This window comes from Nocardioides sp. QY071 (genome assembly GCF_029961765.1).
GTDB lineage: Bacteria > Actinomycetota > Actinomycetes > Propionibacteriales > Nocardioidaceae > Nocardioides.
Map to the genome: position 1 here is coordinate 3,656,125 of NZ_CP124681.1, position 20,738 is coordinate 3,676,862.

Consider the following 20,738-nt stretch of genomic DNA (forward strand, 5'->3'; position numbering starts at 1 on the left):
CCTGGCCCGGCCACCCGGCGGCCTAGAATGACGCCGACTTCGCATCGGCCACCGGCTGGCCGCTCACGAGAGTAGTGACGTGACCAAGATCCACAACCAGGAACAGTTGATCCAGGCCGCCGAGAAGGTCTTCCTCGAGAAGGGCTACGCCGCCGCACGGATCGAGGACATCGGCAACGAGCTCGGCGTCCTCCAGGGCAGTCTCTACTACCACGTCGGCAGCAAGGCCGGCCTGCTCCGCCTCGTGCTGCGTCACCGCTTCCTCCAGATGGCCGAGCGGATCGACGAGATCTCCGCCGGCCCCGGCACCGCACGCGAGCGGATGCTGGCCGCGGCCACCGAGCAGCTCAAGTACCACAGCCCCCAGCTGCCCGACCTGCCCCAGTGGTTCAACAGCGCCCGCGGCCCCAAGGCGACCGCCAAGGAGATCAAGGCCGACGAGAAGATGGTCCAGCGCTTCCGCACCGCGCTGGAGGACATCTTCCGCGACGGGATCGCCAAGGGCGAGGTCCGCCCCGACGTGGAGCCGGAGACCGCGACCCTGGCCGTGCTCGGAATGTGCAACTTCGTCGCCCGCTGGTACGGCGACGCCCACCACCTCTCGGCGGAGGAGATCGCCGCCGACCAGGTCAGCCTGCTGTGGGCCGGTGTCGCGGTCTAGGCGTACTAATCCGGCCTGTTGGTCGAGCGCCAAGCGATGGGTCGACCGATACCTCACGCGTGGCCAGAACCGCTTCGCAACGAGAGCGCGAACCGGGATCACCAACGTCCGCAGCAATCCCAGGGTCGGCACCGCGATCGTGCACACCGTGCTGGACGACCATTCCCGCGTCGCCTGCCACCGCGGTCCTGCGCAACGCCACCGCATGGCTCGCTACGTGACGCCGGATCTCCTGACCGCCCAACCTGCTCAACTGGCTCAATTGCGCGGATTGATCAGGTTCGCGCGGGCCGAAGGCGATCAACTGGCTCAATTGAGCGAGTTGATCGTGGCGGGCCACCCGAACTGACCGGACCGCGCAATTGAGCCCATCGATCACCTTCAGACCGCCTCGAGCCGATCGAACCGCGCAATTGAGCGATCCGATCACCCCGCACCCCCGCCCACAATCTTCGAATCACCCTAGATTCAAATGTGATTTGTATTTAGACTGAGGCCATGTCCCAGCAACGGATTCCCGTCGGCGACCTGACCGTGTGCTACGAGACCTTCGGGGATCCGGCCGACCCGCCCCTGCTGCTGGTCATGGGGCTCGCGGTCCAGCTCACCTCCTGGGAGCCGGAGTTCTGCCAGGCCTTCGCCGACCAGGGCTTCTTCGTGATCCGCTACGACCACCGCGACGTCGGCCTGTCCTCGCCGGTGCCCGACGAGGAGTACTCCCTGTCCGACCTGGCCGGTGACGCCGCCGGCCTGCTCACCGCGCTCGGCATCGAGCGGGCCCACCTGTTGGGGGTCTCGATGGGAGGCATGATCGCGCAGCTGGTCGCCATCGAGCACCCCACCCGGGTGCTGTCACTGTGCTCGGTGATGTCCACGACGGGCAACCCGGCAGACAACCCGACCCCGCCTGAGGCCATCGCGGTGATGCGGCGCAACGCGCTCGAGCTGCCGCGGGAGGAGTCCGTCGAGGACGCTGTGGTGCGCGCCCGGTTCCTCGCGGGCACCGCCTTCCCCTTCGACGAGGACCGGATCCGGCGACGCGCGGCGGCGGCCTACGACCGGGCCAACTACCCGCAGGGCAAGGCACGCCACCTGCGCGCGGCCCGCACCGCCGACGACCGTACGGCCCGGCTCGCCACGATCGGCGTGCCGACGGTCGTGATCCACGGCGACGCCGACCCGCTCGTGCTCGTCAGCGGGGGCCGTGCGACCGCGGCCGCGATCCCCGGCGCCCGGTTCGTGACGGTGCGGGGCATGGGCCACGAGCTGCCGCGCGAGGTCGAGGACCGGATCGTCGAGGCGGTCGCGAGCAACGCCGCCCGCGCCGGCTTTCGCCCGCGCGGGACGGTCACGGCGTGAGCGGGGCGAGCACGGCGTACGGCCTGCCGACGCCGGCCCTGCTCACCTCGCTGGAAGGCGACCGGTGGGCGGCCCACGCCGAGCGGCTGCGCATCCACCTCACCGTGCTGCCGTGCCCCTACTCCGAGGACGACCTCGACCGCCTCATCGCGTCCGGGCGCGCGGTGACCTACCTGCCGCCCGAGCTCGCGTCGGTGGCCGCCCGCCCTCTCCTCGGCGAGATCTTCCCGCTGATGGAGAGCTACGCGTTCCTCCCCCAGAACCCGTTCGACAACGACGTCGACCAGGCCGGCTGGGTTCGACTACGCCACCGTGGTCGACGCCCCGCTGCGCGAGCTCGACGAGGCCGACCTGCTGGCGGCGCTCGCCCAGCACGACGAGCGGCTGCTGACCCTCAACGAGTACGCCGTCGCGAGCCAGCACCACCACGAGCGCACCGGGCACTACCTCGACGAGCGCGCTACCTGGTCGCGTCTCGGCTCGCGCATCGACGGCCAGCTGGTCGCGGCGCGCTTCGACGGCGCCGCCATGGCCGAGGGTCTCGGCGACGAGGCACCGGCGGACGGCGCCCTCCTGGTCGCCTACGACCTCTCCCCCGGGGACCGGGCGAAGGTCCTCGGGGCGCGGACCTCGACCCGCACCGTCGCCTCGGCGCGCGCGACCGACCGGCTGGTCGAGACGGCGCGACGCCCGTCCCGCTCGACCCCGTTCCCGCTCGACCCCCAGGACCACGGGGCCCGGGAGACCCTGCAGCGGCACGCCTGCGACGCCTACGTCGCGCTCGGCTTCGCCGCCGAGCTCGGCATGAGCGAGGCGGACTACCGCGCCTCCCTGCCCTCGATCGCGCCGCCCCCCCCGGCGCTGCGCGGCCGGCTCGACGTCCCGGTCCTGGTCGAGACCCGGATCCCCTGGCGCCGCCAGGCCGAGCTCGCCCGCATCCGGTTCAGCTACGGCGTGCGGACCAGCGAGGCGGTGGACATCGACGAGGGCGCCCGGCCGCCGCACCGCCACCCCTATGTCACGTGGTGCAACGACTGGGGCCGACGCTTCCCCCTCGCCATCGCGCCGCAGGACGCGCGCAGTCGGCTCGGCGCCGACGAGATCGGCGGCAACATCGAGGAGCTCGTCGCCATCGAGATCCTCTACCCCGCGTTCAGCGCGGCCGGCCACTACTTCGAGGCGATCGGCACCCGGATGGCCGGTCTCGTCGACTCCGTGGCGACCGGGTCCGGTCTCGGGGACCGCTACCCCGTGCTCTACCGCTGGCGCCGGCAGGCCGAGCTCGGCGCCAACCTGACGCCTCGGGCCTACTCCATCATCCGACCGCTCGTCCGAGCGGCGGAGCCATCCTGACAATCCTCCGAGAAGGAGACCCTGTGAAGCGCGACTACTTCCACCGCCTGCTCAGCGAGCACGTCGAGGCCGGGGCCGCCGACCCGGCGTACTGGTGGGACGAGGACCGGATCCCCCTGTCGTCGATCGACAAGCGGGCCTCGGACCTGATGGACCTCACCGGCAAGCGGGCGGTCGTGACCGGGGGCGCGGGGATGAACCTCGGCCAGGCCTGCGTCAACCGGCTGGCGGGCATGGGGGCCGAGGTCGTCGTCGTCGACCTGGCCCGCGAGGCGGCCGAGGCCAGCGGGCACCAGCGCTGGGCGCAGCCGCCGGACGCCCACGCCGTCGCCGCCGCGGCCGCGGAGCGTTGGGGCACCCGGGTGCTCGCCGTCCACGGCGACGTCATGACCTGGGACGGCGCCGCGGCGGTCCTCGAGGAGAGCCGGGACCTGCTCGGCGGCATCGACATCCTGGTCAACAACGCCGCAGACGTCGCGGTCGGCGACTTCGCCACGATGAGCGCCGAGGACATCGACCGGTCGGTGCGCGGCACCCTGACCGGACCGCTCTACTGCACCCGGCTGGCCCTCGACCACATGATCGCCCAGGGCACCGGCGGGCGGATCATCAACATCGGCTCCGAGGCCGGCCAGACGGCGATGCCCGGGCTGACCCTGTACGGCGCCCTCAAGTCCGGGCTCGGCACCTTCACCCGCTTCCTCAGCAAGGAGGTCGCCGAGCACGGCATCCACGTCCTCGGCGTCAACGCCGGGTCGATGTGGGGCCCCGGCCGCGCCGTCCCCGCCGACGGCCCGGCGACCCTCTACTCGCGCTCACGCACGGCGATCCAGCGCTACGAGCTGCCCGAGGAGGTCGCGAACATGGTGGCCTTCCTCGCCTCGGACGCGGCCAGCGCGATGACCGGGACCATGGTCGACATGGGCGGCGGCATGTCCGTCTGACCTGACGCCGTCGCGCGCCACGCAGTGGCCCGGACCCTCAGTCCTCGAGGGCCCGGGCCATCGCTGCCATCCGCTCCAGGTCGGCGACCTGGTCGCGGGCCCGGGGCGTGAGGGCGGACAGGTCCGGCGCCGGGCGGGACCGTCCGTAGGCGTCGACCGGCTCGGGCGCGACTGCGACGGACTCGGGGAGCGCGGACCGCCGGGCCCGGACGGCCGCGACGACCGGGGCGAGCGCCTCCAGCCGCTGGCGCGCCACGGTCCGGCTCGCGCGCATCGCCGGCATCACCTCGGCGGCGAACAGCCGCAGCGAGGCGCAGACCTCCTCGTGGCCCAGCCGCCCGGACTGGTGCGCGAGGATCACCTGGTCGACCCCGACCTCGGCATAGGCCTCGAGATAGGCGCGCACCTCGGCGGGGGTACCGATCGCGTGGCCGCCGCGCAGCGGGACCGCGCCACCGAAGCCCTCGCGGACCTGCTCATAGCGCTGCCACAGGTCGGTCTCACCGGGCAGGTGCCGGCCGAAGGCGTAGTAGTGGCGCACGGCGTAGCCGAGGAATCCGGCCGCGTCCCGTCCGACCCGGACCGCCTCGGCGGCATCGGCGTGGCAGTAGAACGGGCTCATCATGGCGATCCGCGGGTTCACCGCGTCGCTGAGCGGGACGCACTCCTCGGCGAGCGTGCGGTGGTAGAGCTCCACCGTCCGCGCCGCCTCGTCGACGTCGTAGAACGCGTGGGTCAGTACGCCGATGCCCAGGCGGGCGGCCCGGCGGATCGCCGCGTCGTCCGAGCACGCCATCCACAGCGGCGGGTGCGGGGACTGCAGCGGCTTGGGGAGCACGTTGCGTGTCGGCACCCGGGCATGGACGCCGTCGGTGCCGCGGAAGGGCGTCTCGGTCCACATCCGCACGACCAGGCGCAGCGCCTCCTCGGTCATCTCCTGACGCCGCTGGGGGTCGATGCCGAAGCCCTCCAGCTCCAGGCGCGACTTGGAGTCGCCGACGCCGAGCTCGGCTCGACCCCGGGAGACCAGGTCGAGCGCGGCGGTGCGCTCGGCGACCCGGATCGGTCCGTTGTAGCCAGGGGGAAGCAGGGCGACGCCATGGCCCAGCCGGATCCGGTGGGTGCGCTGGCTGGCGGCGGCCAGGAAGACCTCGGGCGCCGAGGAGTGCGAGTACTCCTCGGTGAAGTGTTGCTCCGGCGCCCAGGCGTGGTCGAAGCCGAGCTCGTCGGCGAGAGCCACCTGGTCCAGCGCCTGGTCGAGGATCCGGTACTCGGCGCGGGCGTCCCAGGGCCGCGGCAGCTGCAGCGGGAAGTAGAGGCCGAACCTCATCGGGGCGCGCCCGCGTGAGCGCCCACGGCGACCCGGGCCGTCAGCACGACCGAGCGGCAGGTGCGCTCCTTGATCGCCTCCTCGCCCCCCAGGGCCGCGAGGATGAACAGGGTGTGCCCGTCGCTGCCGCCGAGCGCGCAGGCCAGGGGCATCGCGTCGCCGACGGGGATACGGTCGCTGACCTCGCCGCCGCGCAGCACCCGCCGGCACTCGTGGTCGCGCGGCGAGGCGGTCCAGATCGCGCCCGCGCCGTCGGCGGCGATCCCGTCGGCGCTAGCCGGGTGCAGGTCGGCCCACACGGTGCGGTCGGCCAGGCTTCCGTCGGGTGCCCGGGTGAACCCGACCAGCCGCGACGCTGGGAACTCGGCCACCACGTAGCCGCCGTCCGGCAGGAGGCACGGGCCGTTGGGGGCGTCCATCTCGTCGGCGACCACTCGCGCGGAGCCGTCCGGCTCGACCAGGATGACCACGCCGTCGGCCGCCACCGGGCGAGGCACGAGGGCACCGTGGGTCCCCATCGAGCCGACATAGGCACGGCCGCGGTCGTCGACGACCATGTCGTTGAGCCCGCCGACCGCGAGGTGCGACACGTCCGCGTGCACCCGCGGTCCGGACGGCCCGAGCGCGAGGATCTCGGGGCGCTGCATGTTGACGACCAGAGGCGTGCCGTCGGGCAGGAAGCCGAGCCCGCACGGCAGGGCGTCGGGGAGCTCGGCCACCGTGGCGACCTCGCCGCTCTCCTCGACGGTCAGCACCCGCCGCCCGAAGATGTCGCTGAGCCACAGTCGGCCGTCGTGCCAGCGCGGCGCCTCGGCGAAGTGCAGCCCCTGCACGAGGAGCGTGGTCTCACAGTCCCGCACGGCTCTGGATCTCCTCGAGGGCGCGCAGGGTGTCCGCCGCGACAGGCGGCGGGCTGGTCAGCCCCTGCGCGCCGATAGCCGGCCAGTCTTCGATCGGCACCTCGTGGCCGGGGTGGTTGTAGAGCAGGACGATCAGGCGGTCGGCACCGGCGTCCTCGAAGCGGCGCTGCACCTGCGGCGTCGCGTCGCGCACGCCGACGGAGATCTCGATGGTCGACGGGTCGCGACCGACGAGCTCGCACTCGCGGGTCAGCTCGGCCCGCGCGGCGGCGATGCCCTCGGGGCCGATGCCCATCGCGATCCAGCCGTCGCCGTGGCGCACGATGCGCCTCATCGCCAGCGGCGACGGGCTGGCGCCGATGATCACCGGCGGGTGCGGGGTCTGGACCGGGCGCGGGTCGCAGATCAGCTCGGGGAAGCGGACCAGGTCGCCGTCGTAGGCCGCTCGCCCGTCGCGCCACAGCGCCTTCATCGCCTCGACCGACTCCAAGGTGTACTTCCAGGGCTTGTCCGGCTGGTCGAGGAAGAGGTCGGTCACCTCCGGCAGCCAGCCGGTGCCGAGGCCGAACAGGAACCGACCGCCGGAGAAGCGGTCGAGGGTGCTGACCGACTTGGCGAGGATCAGCGGGTGGTGCTCGGGGACCAGGCACACGCCCGTCCCGAGCCGCAGCGTCGAGGTCACGCCCGCCATCACCGAGAGCAGCACGAACGGGTCGGCCATCTGGCCGTAGACGTCGGGAATCGGGCCACCCGTCATCGGGAAGGTCCGCGAGGGCCGGGTCGGCAGCACGGCGTGCTCCGGGGCCCAGTAGGACTCGAATCGGGCCTCCTCCAAGGACCTCGCCAGCGTCACCGGGTCGACGGTGTAGCCGGTGACTGCGAACTGAACGCCGATCTTCAACTGCTGACTTCCTCACCGTTGGACATTTTCAACTCCCCTTTGATTCCGTACGCTACGACCACGGCGCATTCCGGTCAACCGCACCGACGAGCGTCTCGACAGTCCCCGGAGCGCGGTGCTATGTTCGCCGCTACCAAATTCAAACACGATTCGAAAATGGGAGATTCCATGAAGGTCGGGGTCCAGTTCAACTGGCAGAACTACACGGACTGGGGTCGGTTCCTCAGCAAGGGGAGCGAGCAGCCGGCTCGCAGCGACCAGGACATCTACGACGAGGAGATGCATCTGGCGGGACTCGTCGAGCCCTTGGGCTTCGACTCCTACTGGGCCATCGACCACCACTTCACCCCTTACGTGATGACCGGTGGGGCGCTGCAGCACCTCACCTACTTCGCCGGCAAGACCAGCCGGATCGACTTCGGCACCATGATCGTCGTGCTGCCCTGGTACGACCCGCTCGTCATCGCCGACCAGGTCAGCGTGCTCGACAACCTGCTCCAGGGCCGCCAGCTGACCCTCGGCGTCGGTCGCGGCGCCGCGGTGCGCGAGTTCGACGCCTTCCGGGTGCCGATGAGCGAGGCCCGCGGCCGCTTCAACGAGTCGCTCGAGGTGCTCCGGCGCGCACTCAGCAACGAGTGGTTCTCCTTCGACGGCGAGCACTACCAGATCCCGGAGACGACCATACGGCCGCACTTCCGCAACCCGCAGCGCATCCTCGACCGGATGCGGATCGCCTGGAGCAGCCCCGAGACGCTGCCGATCGCGGCCAACGCCGGCCTCGGCATGCTGATGACCAACCAGAAGAGCTGGGACGAGTACGGCAAGGACGTTGCCGCGTTCAACAGCGTGCGCGCCGAGCGGGGCTGGGCCCCGACCCAGCCGACGGTCGTCGTGCGGACCTCCTGCTTCGAGACCGAGGAGGAGGCCTGGGACCTCATGTCGCGCCACTCCCTGGAGTCGAGCGAGAGCAGCCGGCTGCACTACCAGTTCGACGACGTCGAGCGGTTCAAGAACACCAAGGGCTACGAGCAGTACGCCCAGCTCGGCTCGGCGAAGCCGAGCGACGCCGCGATCGTCGAGCGCGGCGCGCGCCCGCAGGCCTGGGGCACGCCCGACCAGGTCTTCGAGAAGCTCAAGCACATCCAGGAGTCGACCGGCGCCGAGGAGTTCGTGCTCAACTTCAAGTTCGGCACCCTCTCGGCGGAGAAGGCAGAGCAGTCGATGCGGCTGTTCGCCAGCGAGGTACTGCCGCGGCTGCACGCCTTGGACGCACCGCTCGACATCAGCATGCAGGGCGCGACCTCCGGCGCGGACCGGGCCGACTTCGAGACGGAGAAGGCCCCCACCAGCCTGGGCTTCTGACGTCCTGCTCACCCTGGACGGGAGCCCTCCTGGTCGTGACCAGGAGGGCTCCCGTCTGTCGTGATCAGGAGGAACCAGCTTGCAGTCCCTTGGCCCGGCGACGCCACCGGTGCAGCACCGGCTCGCAATAGCCATTGGGCTGCGCTGCCCCCGCGAGAACGAGCTCGAGAGCCGCCTGGAAGGCAGGGCTGGAGTCGGGATCCGCCGCCATCGGCCGATAGGCCGGGTCCTGGGAGTTCTGGCTATCGACGACCGACGCCATCGCCAGCATGGCCGCGCGCACCTCCGCCTCGCTGATGACGTCGTGGCGCAGCCAGTTCGCCATCAGCTGGCTCGAGATGCGAAGCGTCGCCCGGTCCTCCATCAGGGCCACGCCGCTGGCATCCGGAACCTTCGAGCAGCCGATGCCCTGGTCGACCCAGCGCACGACGTAGCCGAGGATCGACTGTGCGTTGTCCTCCAGCTCCGCCCGTCGCTGGGCCGGCGAGAGCTGGGAAGCGTCCACCACGGGCAGGCGCAGCAGGTCGGTCACCGGGCGTCGTTCCCGGCTCGCCAGCTCGTCCTGCCGTGCGGGCACGTCGATCCGGTGATAGTGCAGGGCGTGCAGCGTCGCAGCGGTCGGCGACGGGACCCAGGCGGTGGACGCGCCCGCGAGCGGATGCCCGATCTTCTGCTCGAGCATGCTCGCCATCAGGTCCGGCATCGCCCACATGCCCTTGCCGATCTGGGCGCGGGCCCTGAAGCCGGCGGCGAGGGCCACGTCCACGTTGCGGTCCTCGTAGGCCGCGAGCCACGGCTGCGCCCGCATCTCGGCCTTGCGGACCAGCGGCCCGGCCTCCATCGCCGTGTGGATCTCATCACCCGAGCGGTCGAGGAAGCCGGTGTTGACGAACACGATGCGGTCACGGACCGCGTGGATGCAGCCCTCCAGGTTGACCGAGGTCCGGCGCTCCTCGTCCATCACTCCGATCTTCACCGTGCAGCGCGGCAAGCCAAGGCCGTCCTCGACCATCGCGAACAGCCGAGCTGTGAAGGCCACCTCCTCCGGCCCGTGCATCTTGGGCTTGACCACGTAGATCGCACCGGTGCTGCCGTTGCGACGGGCCGCGGCCGGCCCCCGCCCGGGCAACGCCGCCGCCACCGTCACGAACGCGTCGAGGATGCCCTCGGGCAGCTCGGCACCCGAGAAGTCCCGGACGGCGTCGGTGCGCATGTGGTGACCGACGTTGCGCGCCAGCATCAGGGAACGTCCAGGCAGGGTCAACGGGGCACCTCCAGGGCCCAGGTAGTCACGGTCGGGGACGAGCCCTCGCACCGAGCGCGTGCCTCCCTTGACCACGACCTCCTCGAGGTCGCCCCGGTTGAGCCCGAGCCAGTTGCGGTACGCCCGGACCTTGTCCTGAGCGTCGACTGCGGCGACCGAGTCCTCGAAGTCGACGATGGTCGTCACCGCGGACTCGAGGAGGACGTCGTCGACGCCTGCGCCGTCATCGCGCCCGACCCGTCCCTCGCGATCGACCACGATCTCGAGGTGGAGCCCGTGGTGGCGCAGCAGGATCGCGGTCGGGGCCGCGGGATCGCCACGGTGGCCGCGGAACGCGCTGCGGTCGACCAACCGGGCCACCCCACCGTCGGGCTGACGGACCTCGAGCCCGTCGGCACCGACGACATAGGCGAGCGCCGTGGCGTGGCTGCCCGTATCGAGCGGCACGACCTCGTCGAGCACCTCGCGGACCTGCCGGACCACCTCTCCGCCGCGCCGGGGGTCGTAGTCGGCACCCCGTGGCAGCGAGCCCAGAGCGTCGGTGCCATAGAGAGCGTCGTAGAGGGATCCCCACCGGGCATTGACCGCATTGAGCGCGAAGCGCGCGTTCAAGACGGGAACGACGAGCTGGGGACCCGCCACCTCCGAGATCTCCGGGTCGACCCCGGTCGTCTGGATCTCGAAGGGGGGCGGCGGGGCGACGAGGTAGCCGATCGAGGTCAAGAACTCAGCGGACTCCTCCGGCGTGGGCGCGGCGGTCGCGGCACCCAGCCAGCCGTCGATGAGCGCCTGCAGTCGGTCACGTTCCTCGAGGAGCGAGGCGTTGACGGGAGCGAGCTCAGCACAAGCCTGCTCGAGCGCTCCCCAGAACTGCCCGGACGAGATCGGAATCGCCGAGAGCAGCTCGGTCTCAACGAAGCGGTACAGCTCCTCGGCCACGTCGAGAGTGCCGACACGGGTACGGTTGGACATCGTTCGCCTCAGCCCAGGCCCAGAAGGACGCGGGCTTCGTCGACGGACGCGACCGGCCGGTCCAGGTCGGTCGCCAGGCGGCGCGCTCGCTCGACCAGGTCGCTGTTGTCCCGCGCCAGCTCGCCCTTGCGCAGGTAGAGGGTGTCCTCGAGGCCGGCGCGACAGTTGCCGCCCAGCGCCAGCCCGATCGCGGTGAGCTCGAGGTTGGCCCGGCCGATCGCGATGACCTGCCAGATCGCGTCCTGCGGCAGCCGGCGGACCATGGTCATCAGGTTCTCTGCCGTGGCGCTCATGCCGCCGTTGACCCCCAGCACGATGCTGAACTGGAGCGGGCCCTCCAGCAGCCCGGCGTCGCGCAGGCGAAGGCAGGCGTCGAGATGACCGGTGTCGTAGACCTCGAGCTCGGGCTTGACGCCCAGCTCCCGCATCCGCTCCGCGAGCCGGCGCACGTCGGCCGGCGGGTTGCGGAACTCCCCGTCGGCGAAGCTCATGGTGCACGGGTTGAGCGTCGCCATCTGGGGCGCGAGCTCGACCAGGGCCTCCCGCTCCTCGAAGGGGACCGTGAGGCCGACGCCGGTCGAGAGCTGGATCAAGATGGGGCACCGCTCGGCGATCGCCTCCATGGTGCGTCGCGCGATGGTGAGGTCGGCCGTGGGCCGGTCCTGCGCGTCGCGGAAGTGCAGGTGCGCGACCGCGGCGCCCGCCGCGTGGGCCCGGGCGACGTGCTCCGCGATCTCCTCGGGCTGCGTCGGCAGGTGCGGGCTGTCCGCCTTCGACGCGATCGGCCCGGTGGGGGCGACGGTGATGATGACGCTCATTTTCGACTCGGCTCTCGCTCTCGTGCGGCAGACCGCGCCGCCACTTCCCAATGATATCTGGCGTACGATATCTTGGATCTCGGACATCAGCCACCCTTGACCCGAATGCGAGCCGCCCGTGACCGACCCGATCACCGTCTCCGTCGTCATGCACCGCTTCACGGCCACCGTCCAGGAGATGGGCGAGGCGATGCTCCGCACCGCCTACTCGCAGATCCTGAACTCCAGTCGCGACTTCTCGACGGCCATCACCGACCACCAGGCCCGCCTGGTCGCCCAGGCCGAGCACGTGCCGATCCACGTCGGGTCGATGCCGTGGGCTGTCGAGGCGGTAGCCGACTTCTTCGGCGACCGGGTCCGCCCGGGCGACGTCTACCTGCTCAACGACCCCTACCACGGCGGCAACCACCTGCCCGACCTCACCGCGCTGGTCCCCGTCTTCCACGGCGACCGGCTGCTGTTCTGGTCGATCAACCGCTCGCACCAAAGCGACATCGGCGGCTCGACGCACGGCGCCTACAACCCCGCGGCCACCGAGATCTGGCAGGAGGGCGTGCGGATCACCCCCCTCAAGCTGTACGACGCCGGCGAGCTGCGCGACGACGTGATGGCCATGGTGGCCACCAACGTGCGCCACTCCGACGACTTCCTGGGCGACCTGCGCGCGATGATCGGCTCGGCCCGGGTCGGCGAGCGCCGGCTGCACCAGCTGATCGACGAGTACGGCGTGGACACGATCCTGGCCTCCATCGAGGACATTCTCGACAGCGCCGAGGCCGAGGCCCGCGCCTGCATCCGGGAGTGGCAGGACGGCACCTACGTCGGCGAGGCCGTCCTCGACGACGACGGCCAGGGCACCGAGGACGTGCATGTCCGGGCTCGGGTCACCGTCGACGACGACGCCCTCCACGTCGACCTGACCGACTCGCACCCGCAGGTGAGCGGGTTCATCAACTCGTCGTACCCGAACATGATGTCGGCGGTCTATATGGCCCTGTCCTTCCTGATCGAGCCGCACACCCCCAAGAACTCGGGGACCTTCCGCGTGGTCGACGTGACGGCGAAGGAGGGGACGGTCGTGTGGGCGAAGGCCCCCGCGCCGGTCACCCTCGCCACCAACCACTGCGCGCAGGAGATCTCCGAGGCGATCATCAAGGCGATGGTCCAGGCCTGTCCGGAGCGGGTCATCGCCGGGTGGGGCCGGCGGTTCCGGATCGCGATCAAGGGCACCGACCCGCGCACCGACAAGCAGTTCATCTGGCACCTCTTCCATGCGCGCCCCGGTGGCGGCGCCTCCCTCGCCGGCGACGGCTGGGAGACCGCCGGCGAGGGCCAGGCGATGGGCAGCTCGAAGTTCGGCTCGATCGAGGTCGCGGAGAACCGCTTCCCGCTGTTCTTCGAGCACCACGAGTTCCGTCCCGACTCGTTCGGCGACGGCCGCTACCGCGGCGGCGCCGGCACGGTGCTGCGGCTGAAGATGGAGACGACCGCCGCTGCGGTCGCCAACACGGCCGGCGACGGCGTGCGTCACCCGTCGTACGGAATCGCCGGCGGGCACGACGGCCTCCCCCACCGCTACCGCCTGCTCGCCGACGGCGAGGAGCGCGTGCTGCGCACCAAGGAGGTCGACATCGAGGTCCCCGCGGGCGCGACCTTCCTGATCGAGTCGGCCGGCGGCGGCGGCTACGGCAGCCCCGGGCAGCGCGACGCCGAGGCCCGGGCCGAGGACCTGCGCAACGGCTTCGTCAGCGCGGCCGCCCCCTCGACCACCCACTCCGAAGGAGCCTGAGACATGTACCGCATCGGCATCGACATCGGCGGCACGTTCACCGACCTGGCCGCCGTCGACGAGGACGGCCGGATCGTGATCGCCAAGACCTCCTCGACACCCACGGATCCCTCGGACGGCCTGCTCGAGGGTCTCGCCGTCCTGGCCGGTGAGCTCGGCGTCTCCCGCGAGCGGATGCTGGCCGAGACCGAGCGGATCGTGCACGGCACGACCGTCGCCACCAACGCCCTGCTCGAGGCCAAGGGCGCCAAGGTCGCCCTCCTCACCACCGAGGGCCATCGCGACGTCATCGAGATGCGCGAGGGGCTCAAGGAGGACCGCTACAACGTGCGGATGGCGCCGCCCACGCCGCTGGTGCCCCGCGTGCGGCGGATCGGCGTGCGCGAGCGCACCACGTTCGACGGCACCATCTCCACGGCTCTCGAGCAGGACTCGCTCGACGAGGCCGTGCGCGCGGTCGCCGACCTCGGCGTCGACGCGATCGCGGTGTGCTACCTGCACTCCTACCGCAACGCCGAGCACGAGGAGCGCACCGGCCGCGCCCTGGCCGCCGCTCTCCCGGACACCTATGTCTCGCTGTCCTCCGAGGTGCTCCCCCAGATCAAGGAGTACGAGCGGGTCTGGACGACGGTGGTCAACGCCTACGTCGGGCCCGTGCTGGCGTCGTACCTCTCCCGGCTGAGCAGCCGCCTCGAGGAGGCCGGCTACGCCGGCGAGGTGATGATCATGCACTCGCACGGCGGTCTCGCGACGCTGGCCGAGTCCAGCCGGCTCGCCGCCGGCGCGGTGCTCTCGGGTCCGGCGGGCGGCATCGCGGCCGCGACCTACGCGGCCGAGCTGCTCGGCCAGCCCAACCTGATCACCTTCGACATGGGCGGCACCAGCACCGACATCGCCCTCGTCCAGGACGGCGAGGCGCAGCTGACCTCCGAGAAGCAGGTCGGTATCGCGAAGGTGTCCCTGCCGACCCTCGACATCCACACCCTCGGCGCCGGCGGCGGTTCGATGGCCCGCACCGTCGGGAGCATCCTGCATGTCGGCCCCGAGAGCGCGGGGGCGCTGCCCGGTCCGGCCTGCTACGGCCGCGGCGGTACGACGGCCACCGTGACCGACGCCAACGTGATCCTCGGCTACCTCGCCCCCGACAGCTTCCTCGGTGGCCGGATGAACCTGGACCTGGCCGCGGCCGAGGCCGCGATGACCCGCCTGGGCGCCGAGCTCGGCACCACGTCGACGGCGGCTGCCGAGGGCATCTTCAAGGTCGTCAACACCACCATGGCCGAGGGCATCCGCCTCGTCTCGGTCCGGCGCGGCGTGGATCCCCGTAAGTTCGGACTGATCTCGTTCGGCGGCGCGGCCGGCCTGCACGTCGCCGAAGTCGCCCGGCTGCTCGAGATCGACCGGGTCGTGGTGCCCAACGTCGCGTCCGTCCTCTCCGCGTGGGGCATGCTGGCGACCGATCTGCGCCACGAGCTGGTCCGCTCGCACGTGAGCGAGGCGGCGACGCTGACCTCGGCCGACCTGCGCGGGCTGCTGGACCGGATGGAGGCCGAGGGCCGCGCGCGGCTCGCGGACTTCGACGGTGAGGTGGAGATCAGGCGGGCGCTCGACATGCGCTACGGCGAGCAGATCTACGAGATCACCGTCCCCGTCGACGACATCCCGCTTGACGCGCCGGACCTCGTGACACGGGTGTCCGAGCTGTTCCACCAGCGTCACGAGGAGCTGTACGCCTACCACGCGGCGGGCCAGGAGGTGGTGATCGTCAACGCGCGCACCACCGCCATCGGCAAGCTGCCCGACCTGCGTGCCGAGCCGCTGCGGACCGCTGCGAGCGAGGTGGTCGCGGCCCGGACCCAGAAGATCCATCTGGGCGAGTGGCGCGAGGTCCCGGTCTACACGCTCGACGAGCTGCCGCAGGACCACAGGATCGAGGGCCCGGCGATCTTCGAGACGCCGACGACCTCGGTCCTCATCGGCGCCCAGGACTCGGCCGTGGTGACCCCCCACGGCTGGCTCGACGTGCGGATCGGCTGAACCATGTCCACCGGCACCACGACCACGGCCCTGCAGTCCGCACTCGCCGACGCCGAGGAACGCTTCGGCGCGGCGAACCCCCGCAGCCACGCGGCGTACATCGACGCCGGACGGGCGCTCCCCGGCGGCAACACACGCACCTCGCTGTACTACAGCCCGTTCCCGCTGGCCTTCGCGTCGGCAAGCGCCCAGCACCTCACCGACCTGGACGGCCACGTGCTCACCGACTTCCTCGGTGAGTACTCGGCCGGCCTGTACGGGCACTCGCACCCCGCGATCATGAGGGCCGCCCGCGGTGCACTGGACGCGGGCATCGCGTACGGCGGCCCCAACGAGCACGAGGGCGAGTTCGCCACACTGCTGGCCGCGCGGTTCCCCTCGGTGGACCTGCTGCGCTTCGTCAACTCGGGCACCGAGGCCAACCTGATGGCCATCGCGACGGCGCGGGCGGTCACCGGACGCAGCCACGTCCTGGTGTTCTCGGGCGGCTACCACGGCGGCGTGCTCAGCTTCCGCGGTGCGTCACCAGTGAACGTCCCCTTTCCCGCAGTGGTCGGCACCTTCAACGACGTCGAGGGCACCCGTGCCCTGATCCACAGGCACCGCGGCGAGCTCGCCGCCGTGATCGTCGAGCCGATGCTCGGGGGCGCCGGCGCCATCCCGGGGTCGACCGCCTTCCTCCACCTGCTGCAGGAGGCCTCCCGCGAAGTCGGTGCCGTGTTCATCCTCGACGAGGTGATGACCTCGCGCCTCGCGCCGGGAGGGCTGCAGGAGGTGCACGGGCTCCAGCCCGACCTCACCACCTTCGGCAAGTACCTCGGCGCCGGGTTCAGCTTCGGCGCGTTCGGCGGATCCCGCGAGCTGATGGAGCGCTACGACCCGGCACGCCCCGGGGGCCTGAGCCATCCCGGCACGTTCAACAACAACACGCTGACGATGGCCGCCGGGGCCGCCGGGCTGCGGGAGGTGTGGACCCCCGAGGTGGCCGTGGCCCACAACATCGCGGGCGACCGGCTCCGGGAGCGGACCAATGCGGTCTTCGCCGAGGCCGGCGTGGCCATGCAGGCCACCGGCATCGGCTCGATCATCGCCCTGCACTTCCAGTCGACGCCGATCACCGCGGTCGAGGACGTCGTCCCTGCGGAGGCGCAGCGCGCGCTGCTGCACCTGGAGATGATCCTGCACGGGTGCTACTTCGCGCGCCGCGGCTACCTGGCCCTGTCAGTGGCGCTGCAACCCGCGGACCACGACGCCTTCCTGGCCGCGCTGCGCGCCGTCGTGGAGCGTCACCGCGCCATCCTGAGCTGACCCGGAGCTCACCCGGTGACGACGAGGCGCCCCGGGCACTCGACCTTCGGTCGAGTGCTCGGGGCGCCCTTGTCGTGGGGCGAGCGTCAGACCAGGGCGGCCGCGGCGGGCACCCGGTCGCGGTCGAGGTCGAGCTCGTAGACGCGGATCGCGTTGCCGCGCAGGATCTTGTACGTCGTCTCCGAGTCGACCCCGGCGAACTGAGTGGCCACGTGCTGGGCCGTGTGTGGGTACGGCCCGTCGGCGTGGGGGAAGTCGACCTCGAACATGATGTTGTCGACGCCGATCTTCTCGGCCTGCTCGATCGCGTGGCGGTCGGCGAAGATGCAGCCGAACACGTTGCGCCGGATGTAGTACGACGGCAACTCGGGCATCGGCTGCTCGCCGTGGCTCCACGTGTGGTGCTGGTAGGCGTGGTCCATCCGCTCCATCGCGTAGGGCAGCCAGCCGGCCTGTCCCTCGGAGTAGGCCAGCTTGAGGTCCGGGTAACGTACCAGGACGCCGGAGAACACGAAGTCGGCGATCGAGACGTAGGAGTTGGTGAACTGCGTCGTCGTGGTGATGACGTCGGGGGCGTCCGGCGGCATCGGCATCATCTTCGACGACGAGCCGATGTGCATGTCGATCACGGTCCCGGTCTCCTCGCAGGCCGCGAAGAACGGGTCCCAGATGCCGCTGTGGATGCTGCCGTAGCCGAGGTGGCCGATGATCTCGCTGAACGCGACCGCCCGCACGCCGCGGGCGGCGTTGCGCCGCACCTCGGCAGCGGCCAGCACCGGGTCCCACAGCGGCACGACGGGCTGCGGGATGAGGCGACCGCCGGAGTCGCCGGCCCACTCCTCGACGATGTAGTTGTTGTAGGCCTCGACGCAGGCCAGACCGAAGACCCGGTCGTCCGCGGTCTGCTCGCTGAACGCCTGGCCGCAGAAGCGCGGGAAGGTCGGGAACGCCAGGGACGCCTCGACGCCCTGGGTGCTCATCACCTCGACCCGCGCCTTCGGGTCGTAGCAGGCCGGGTGCATCTCGTCGTAGGTCGCGGGCTCGTTGCCGCGCATCGCTGCGGTCGTCTCGACGCCGTCGAGGATGAGGATCGGGCGGCGCAGCACGTAGGCTGAGTCACCGAAGAACCACACGTCGCCGGGGTCCCCGTCGGGGTCCTCGACCAGGCCGTTGAAGAGGGTGGACGCGCGGCTGATCATCCGCCGCTCCACGCGGGGCGCGCGGTCGCGGTACTTCTGCGGCAGCCAGCGCTCGAAGAGGTCGGGCGGTTCGATGATGTGGTCGTCGACGCTGATCATCTGCGGAAGTTCTGCGGCGCTCATGGCAGGCCTCTCGGTTCGCGGTCGGGCACGGTGGGCCGCTGCCCACCGCAATGACATACGATATCTCGATATACCAGATATCGAAAGGTCAGGCGCCGAGCAGGATCACGTCCCCCAGCGCTGCCACGAGTGCCGTCCGGGCGCCTTCGACCTGGTTGGCCGAGGTGGTCCCCCGCAGCTGGCGCACCGCCTGCACCACGCGCTGGTGACGCTGCGACTCGCCTGTGTGGGAGTGCGCCATCGTGCCGCCGTCGGTGACGATCGGGTGCGTGCCACCGATCTCGATGGTGCCGTCGGCGACGAAGTCCGCCCCCTCGCCCACCGCGCAGTATCCGAAGGCCTCGAAGTAGCGGATGATCTCCCACGAGAAGTTGTCGTAGAGCTCGAAGACGTCGACGTCCGCGCGCGCCAGTCCGGCCTGGGCGAAGGCGCGGTCGGCTGCCCTGCGCCCCAGCATCCCGACCCGGTCGTAGGTCGGCGGGTGGGTGTACGACGGCCCCCAGCTCTCCGAGCCACCACCGAGCACCGTCACTGCCTGCGCCGGGAGGTCCCGGGCCCGCTCGGCGGTGGTGAGCACCAGCGCCGAGCCGCCCTCGCCCGTCATCGCACAGTCGAGCAGGTGGTAGGGCTCCGCGATCAGACGTGAGTCGAGGATGTCCTGCGGCGTGAACGGGCCGCGGCCGTAGTAGATCGCCTCCGGGTTGCGCGCCCCGTTGTTGCGGATGACCGAGGCGACGTAGGCGATCTTGACCGGGTCGACGGCGAAGCGGTGCAGGTACTCCTGCGCCGAGAGCGCGAACTCGGCCGGGGTCATCAGGCCCCAGCACTCGATGAACTCGTTGGACGGGCGGGTCCACGGCGCCACGGACGTCCGGTCGGTGTGGATCCCCGCTTCGCCCGCCGCGAGCACCACGACGTCGCACACTCCCTCACGGATCGCGGCGGCCGCCTCGAGCACCGACGCCGGCCCCGGCGCCTGTCGGCCGACCCAGAAGTAGGGGATGTCGAGCGCGTAGCCGAAGGCCCGGGTCCCGTTCTGGTAGTCCAGCCCCGGCAGGATGTTGAGCCCGTCGACCTCGGAGCGCTCCAGGCCCGCGTCGGCCAGCGCCCCCTTGATCGCCGCAAGGGTCACCCGGTGCGAGGTCTCGCCCTCGAGGACCCGGGCCTGGCGGGTGTTGAACGCCCCAACGATGACGGGCTGACGACTGTTCTCGGGCATGACGAATCCTCGGATCGGCTCGATGGTTCTCCGGCGGGCGCGACGCGCCCGGGCTCATCCCGCCAGGACGAAGCAGGGCAGGGTGGTCTCGGCGGTCACCGGAAGGAAGGACACGGTGACCGCGGCTCCGACGGTGACGTCCGCCGGCGCCGCGTCGATGATGTTGGTGAGCATCTCGTGGCCCTCGCGCAGGCGCACGACCGCGACGACGTACGGCGTCGCGAAGGCGGGCGTCTGGGCCCGGCCGATCACGGTGAACGAGACGATCTCGCCCTCACCCGAGCAGGGCACCCAGCTCAGGTCCAGACCGAGGCAGTGCGAGCAGAACTCCTGCGGGAGGAACACGAACCCGCCGCAGTCCCGGCACTGCTGCGCCCGCAGCTCGCCCTCGCGGCAGCCGTCCCAGAAGGGGGCGGAGAGCCGGGTCGGGCGGGGCAGCGGGCGCAGGTGCTCGGTCGTGGTCATCAGGTGTCCTTGTCATCCTCGTCGTCGTGGCTCGCGCCGAAGGCACCCAGGAGCTGGCCCATGATCCGCAGGATGTGCTCCGAGGAGCGCCGGGCGGCGAGCTCGCCGTCGCCCGCCCGGATCGCCTCGGCGATCGCGACGTGCTCCTCGGCATCGGTCACGAAGTCGCGCTCGAGCGCGACGTCGCGCTGACGCAGCGCCTGGGTGAGCGCGAAGCTGTTGTCCATGGTCTGCGACAGCACGTCGTTGCCGGCCGCGGTGGCGATCACCGTGTGGAAGCGCCGGTCGTCGTCGTGGAAGTCGCTCGCCCGCCGACCCCGGGCGGCGGCCAGCGAGTCGCTGGCCGCCGACGCGAGCGCCTCGAGGATCGTCGCGTCGATCCTGTCGGCCGCATAGCGTCCCGCGGTCGCCTCGAGGGCCGCGCGCAGCTCGAAGGCGTCGGCGATCATCTTGGCCGACGGCTCGATCACACGCAGGCCGCGGGTGGTGGGCTCGACGAGCCCGGCCTGGCGCAGCCGGAGCAGCGCCTCGCGCACCGGCGTCTTGCTCACCCCGAGCTGCGTCGCCAACGATGCCTCGCTGACCGAGCTGCCCGGCGGGAAGGTGGCATCGATGATCCGGTCGCGGATCTGCGAGTAGACCATCGAGGTGAGGTTCTCGGGGCGCGCGGAGAGCGGGATCAGTGCGTTCGTCGCCGGGGGGGCTGCGTTCATCACGATCGACCTTTCCTGTTCGGGTGCGCCAGTTGGCGTACGGCACATCGTATGCCGCCTC

Annotated in this window: 18 protein-coding genes; 9 read left to right on the top strand and 9 right to left on the bottom strand. The window is 71.2% G+C overall.

Features of this window, described 5'->3' with window-relative positions; genetic code table 11:
• Nucleotides 1-79 precede the first annotated feature (79 nt).
• The 5 genes from QI633_RS17655 to QI633_RS17675 all read left to right on the top strand — a co-directional run bounded on the left by QI633_RS17655 (nucleotide 80) and on the right by QI633_RS17675 (nucleotide 4,317).
• On the top strand, nucleotides 80-661 hold the full coding sequence (locus QI633_RS17655; RefSeq protein WP_282426524.1) for a TetR/AcrR family transcriptional regulator: 582 nt from the start codon (nucleotides 80-82) through the stop codon (nucleotides 659-661).
• Between the two features lie 139 nt (nucleotides 662-800).
• Nucleotides 801-1,010, top strand: coding sequence for a hypothetical protein (locus QI633_RS17660; protein WP_282426525.1), 210 nt, complete (start codon nucleotides 801-803; stop codon nucleotides 1,008-1,010).
• Nucleotides 1,011-1,159: 149 nt separating this feature from the next.
• Nucleotides 1,160-2,020: an alpha/beta fold hydrolase gene (locus QI633_RS17665; protein WP_282426526.1), complete on the top strand. Its 861-nt coding sequence runs from the start codon at nucleotides 1,160-1,162 to the stop codon at nucleotides 2,018-2,020.
• A 312-nt stretch (nucleotides 2,021-2,332) separates the two neighbouring features.
• Complete coding sequence (locus QI633_RS17670) at nucleotides 2,333-3,373, top strand: hypothetical protein (RefSeq protein WP_282426527.1); 1,041 nt, start codon at nucleotides 2,333-2,335, stop codon at nucleotides 3,371-3,373.
• Nucleotides 3,374-3,396: 23 nt separating this feature from the next.
• Nucleotides 3,397-4,317, top strand: coding sequence for an SDR family oxidoreductase (locus QI633_RS17675; protein ID WP_282426528.1), 921 nt, complete (start codon nucleotides 3,397-3,399; stop codon nucleotides 4,315-4,317).
• A 37-nt stretch (nucleotides 4,318-4,354) separates the two neighbouring features.
• On the opposite strand, the gene QI633_RS17680 is transcribed toward QI633_RS17675, so the two are convergent.
• Genes QI633_RS17680 through QI633_RS17690 form a run of 3 tightly spaced genes read right to left on the bottom strand, consistent with a single transcriptional unit; the run spans nucleotide 4,355 to nucleotide 7,408 of the window.
• A complete protein-coding gene (locus QI633_RS17680; protein ID WP_282426529.1) occupies nucleotides 4,355-5,647 on the bottom strand; it encodes an LLM class flavin-dependent oxidoreductase in 1,293 nt (430 codons plus the stop codon).
• Complete coding sequence (locus tag QI633_RS17685) at nucleotides 5,644-6,507, bottom strand: SMP-30/gluconolactonase/LRE family protein (RefSeq protein WP_282426530.1); 864 nt, start codon at nucleotides 6,505-6,507, stop codon at nucleotides 5,644-5,646. The genes QI633_RS17680 and QI633_RS17685 overlap by 4 nt, the downstream gene beginning before the upstream one ends.
• Entirely contained in the window at nucleotides 6,494-7,408 is a 915-nt protein-coding gene (locus tag QI633_RS17690) for an LLM class F420-dependent oxidoreductase (protein ID WP_282426531.1), read from the bottom strand. Before QI633_RS17690 ends, QI633_RS17685 begins: the two co-directional genes overlap by 14 nt.
• 156 nt (nucleotides 7,409-7,564) lie before the next feature.
• On the opposite strand from QI633_RS17690, the gene QI633_RS17695 reads away from it, so the two are divergent.
• A complete protein-coding gene (locus tag QI633_RS17695) occupies nucleotides 7,565-8,770 on the top strand; it encodes an LLM class flavin-dependent oxidoreductase (protein ID WP_282426532.1) in 1,206 nt (401 codons plus the stop codon).
• A 64-nt stretch (nucleotides 8,771-8,834) separates the two neighbouring features.
• Here QI633_RS17695 and QI633_RS17700 read toward each other — a convergent pair whose 3' ends face one another.
• Nucleotides 8,835-11,006, bottom strand: coding sequence for a malate synthase G (locus QI633_RS17700; protein WP_282426533.1), 2,172 nt, complete (start codon nucleotides 11,004-11,006; stop codon nucleotides 8,835-8,837).
• Between the two features lie 8 nt (nucleotides 11,007-11,014).
• Nucleotides 11,015-11,824 carry a 3-keto-5-aminohexanoate cleavage protein gene (locus tag QI633_RS17705; RefSeq protein WP_282426534.1) on the bottom strand — a complete coding sequence of 270 codons (810 nt, stop codon included), beginning with the start codon at nucleotides 11,822-11,824 and terminating at the stop codon, nucleotides 11,015-11,017.
• Nucleotides 11,825-11,942: 118 nt separating this feature from the next.
• Between QI633_RS17705 and QI633_RS17710 the strand changes: the two genes are divergently transcribed.
• Genes QI633_RS17710 through QI633_RS17720 form a run of 3 tightly spaced genes read left to right on the top strand, consistent with a single transcriptional unit; the run spans nucleotide 11,943 to nucleotide 16,958 of the window.
• Complete coding sequence (locus QI633_RS17710; protein ID WP_282426535.1) at nucleotides 11,943-13,613, top strand: hydantoinase B/oxoprolinase family protein; 1,671 nt, start codon at nucleotides 11,943-11,945, stop codon at nucleotides 13,611-13,613.
• Nucleotides 13,614-13,616: 3 nt separating this feature from the next.
• The gene (locus tag QI633_RS17715) at nucleotides 13,617-15,650 is read left to right on the top strand and encodes a hydantoinase/oxoprolinase family protein (RefSeq protein WP_282426536.1); all 2,034 of its coding nucleotides are present in this window, start codon (nucleotides 13,617-13,619) and stop codon (nucleotides 15,648-15,650) included.
• A gap of 3 nt (nucleotides 15,651-15,653) precedes the next feature.
• Nucleotides 15,654-16,958, top strand: coding sequence for an aminotransferase class III-fold pyridoxal phosphate-dependent enzyme (locus QI633_RS17720; protein WP_282426537.1), 1,305 nt, complete (start codon nucleotides 15,654-15,656; stop codon nucleotides 16,956-16,958).
• 86 nt (nucleotides 16,959-17,044) lie between these two features.
• On the opposite strand, the gene QI633_RS17725 is transcribed toward QI633_RS17720, so the two are convergent.
• The 4 genes from QI633_RS17725 to QI633_RS17740 all read right to left on the bottom strand — a co-directional run bounded on the left by QI633_RS17725 (nucleotide 17,045) and on the right by QI633_RS17740 (nucleotide 20,677).
• On the bottom strand, nucleotides 17,045-18,280 hold the full coding sequence (locus QI633_RS17725; RefSeq protein ID WP_282426538.1) for an amidohydrolase family protein: 1,236 nt from the start codon (nucleotides 18,278-18,280) through the stop codon (nucleotides 17,045-17,047).
• A gap of 88 nt (nucleotides 18,281-18,368) precedes the next feature.
• On the bottom strand, nucleotides 18,369-19,499 hold the full coding sequence (locus QI633_RS17730; RefSeq protein WP_282426539.1) for a thiolase family protein: 1,131 nt from the start codon (nucleotides 19,497-19,499) through the stop codon (nucleotides 18,369-18,371).
• A 54-nt stretch (nucleotides 19,500-19,553) separates the two neighbouring features.
• Nucleotides 19,554-19,964 (bottom strand): OB-fold domain-containing protein, encoded by a 411-nt coding sequence (locus QI633_RS17735; RefSeq protein ID WP_282426540.1) that lies wholly within the window; start codon nucleotides 19,962-19,964, stop codon nucleotides 19,554-19,556.
• Nucleotides 19,964-20,677 (bottom strand): GntR family transcriptional regulator, encoded by a 714-nt coding sequence (locus QI633_RS17740; RefSeq protein ID WP_282426541.1) that lies wholly within the window; start codon nucleotides 20,675-20,677, stop codon nucleotides 19,964-19,966. Before QI633_RS17740 ends, QI633_RS17735 begins: the two co-directional genes overlap by 1 nt.
• Nucleotides 20,678-20,738 lie beyond the last annotated feature (61 nt).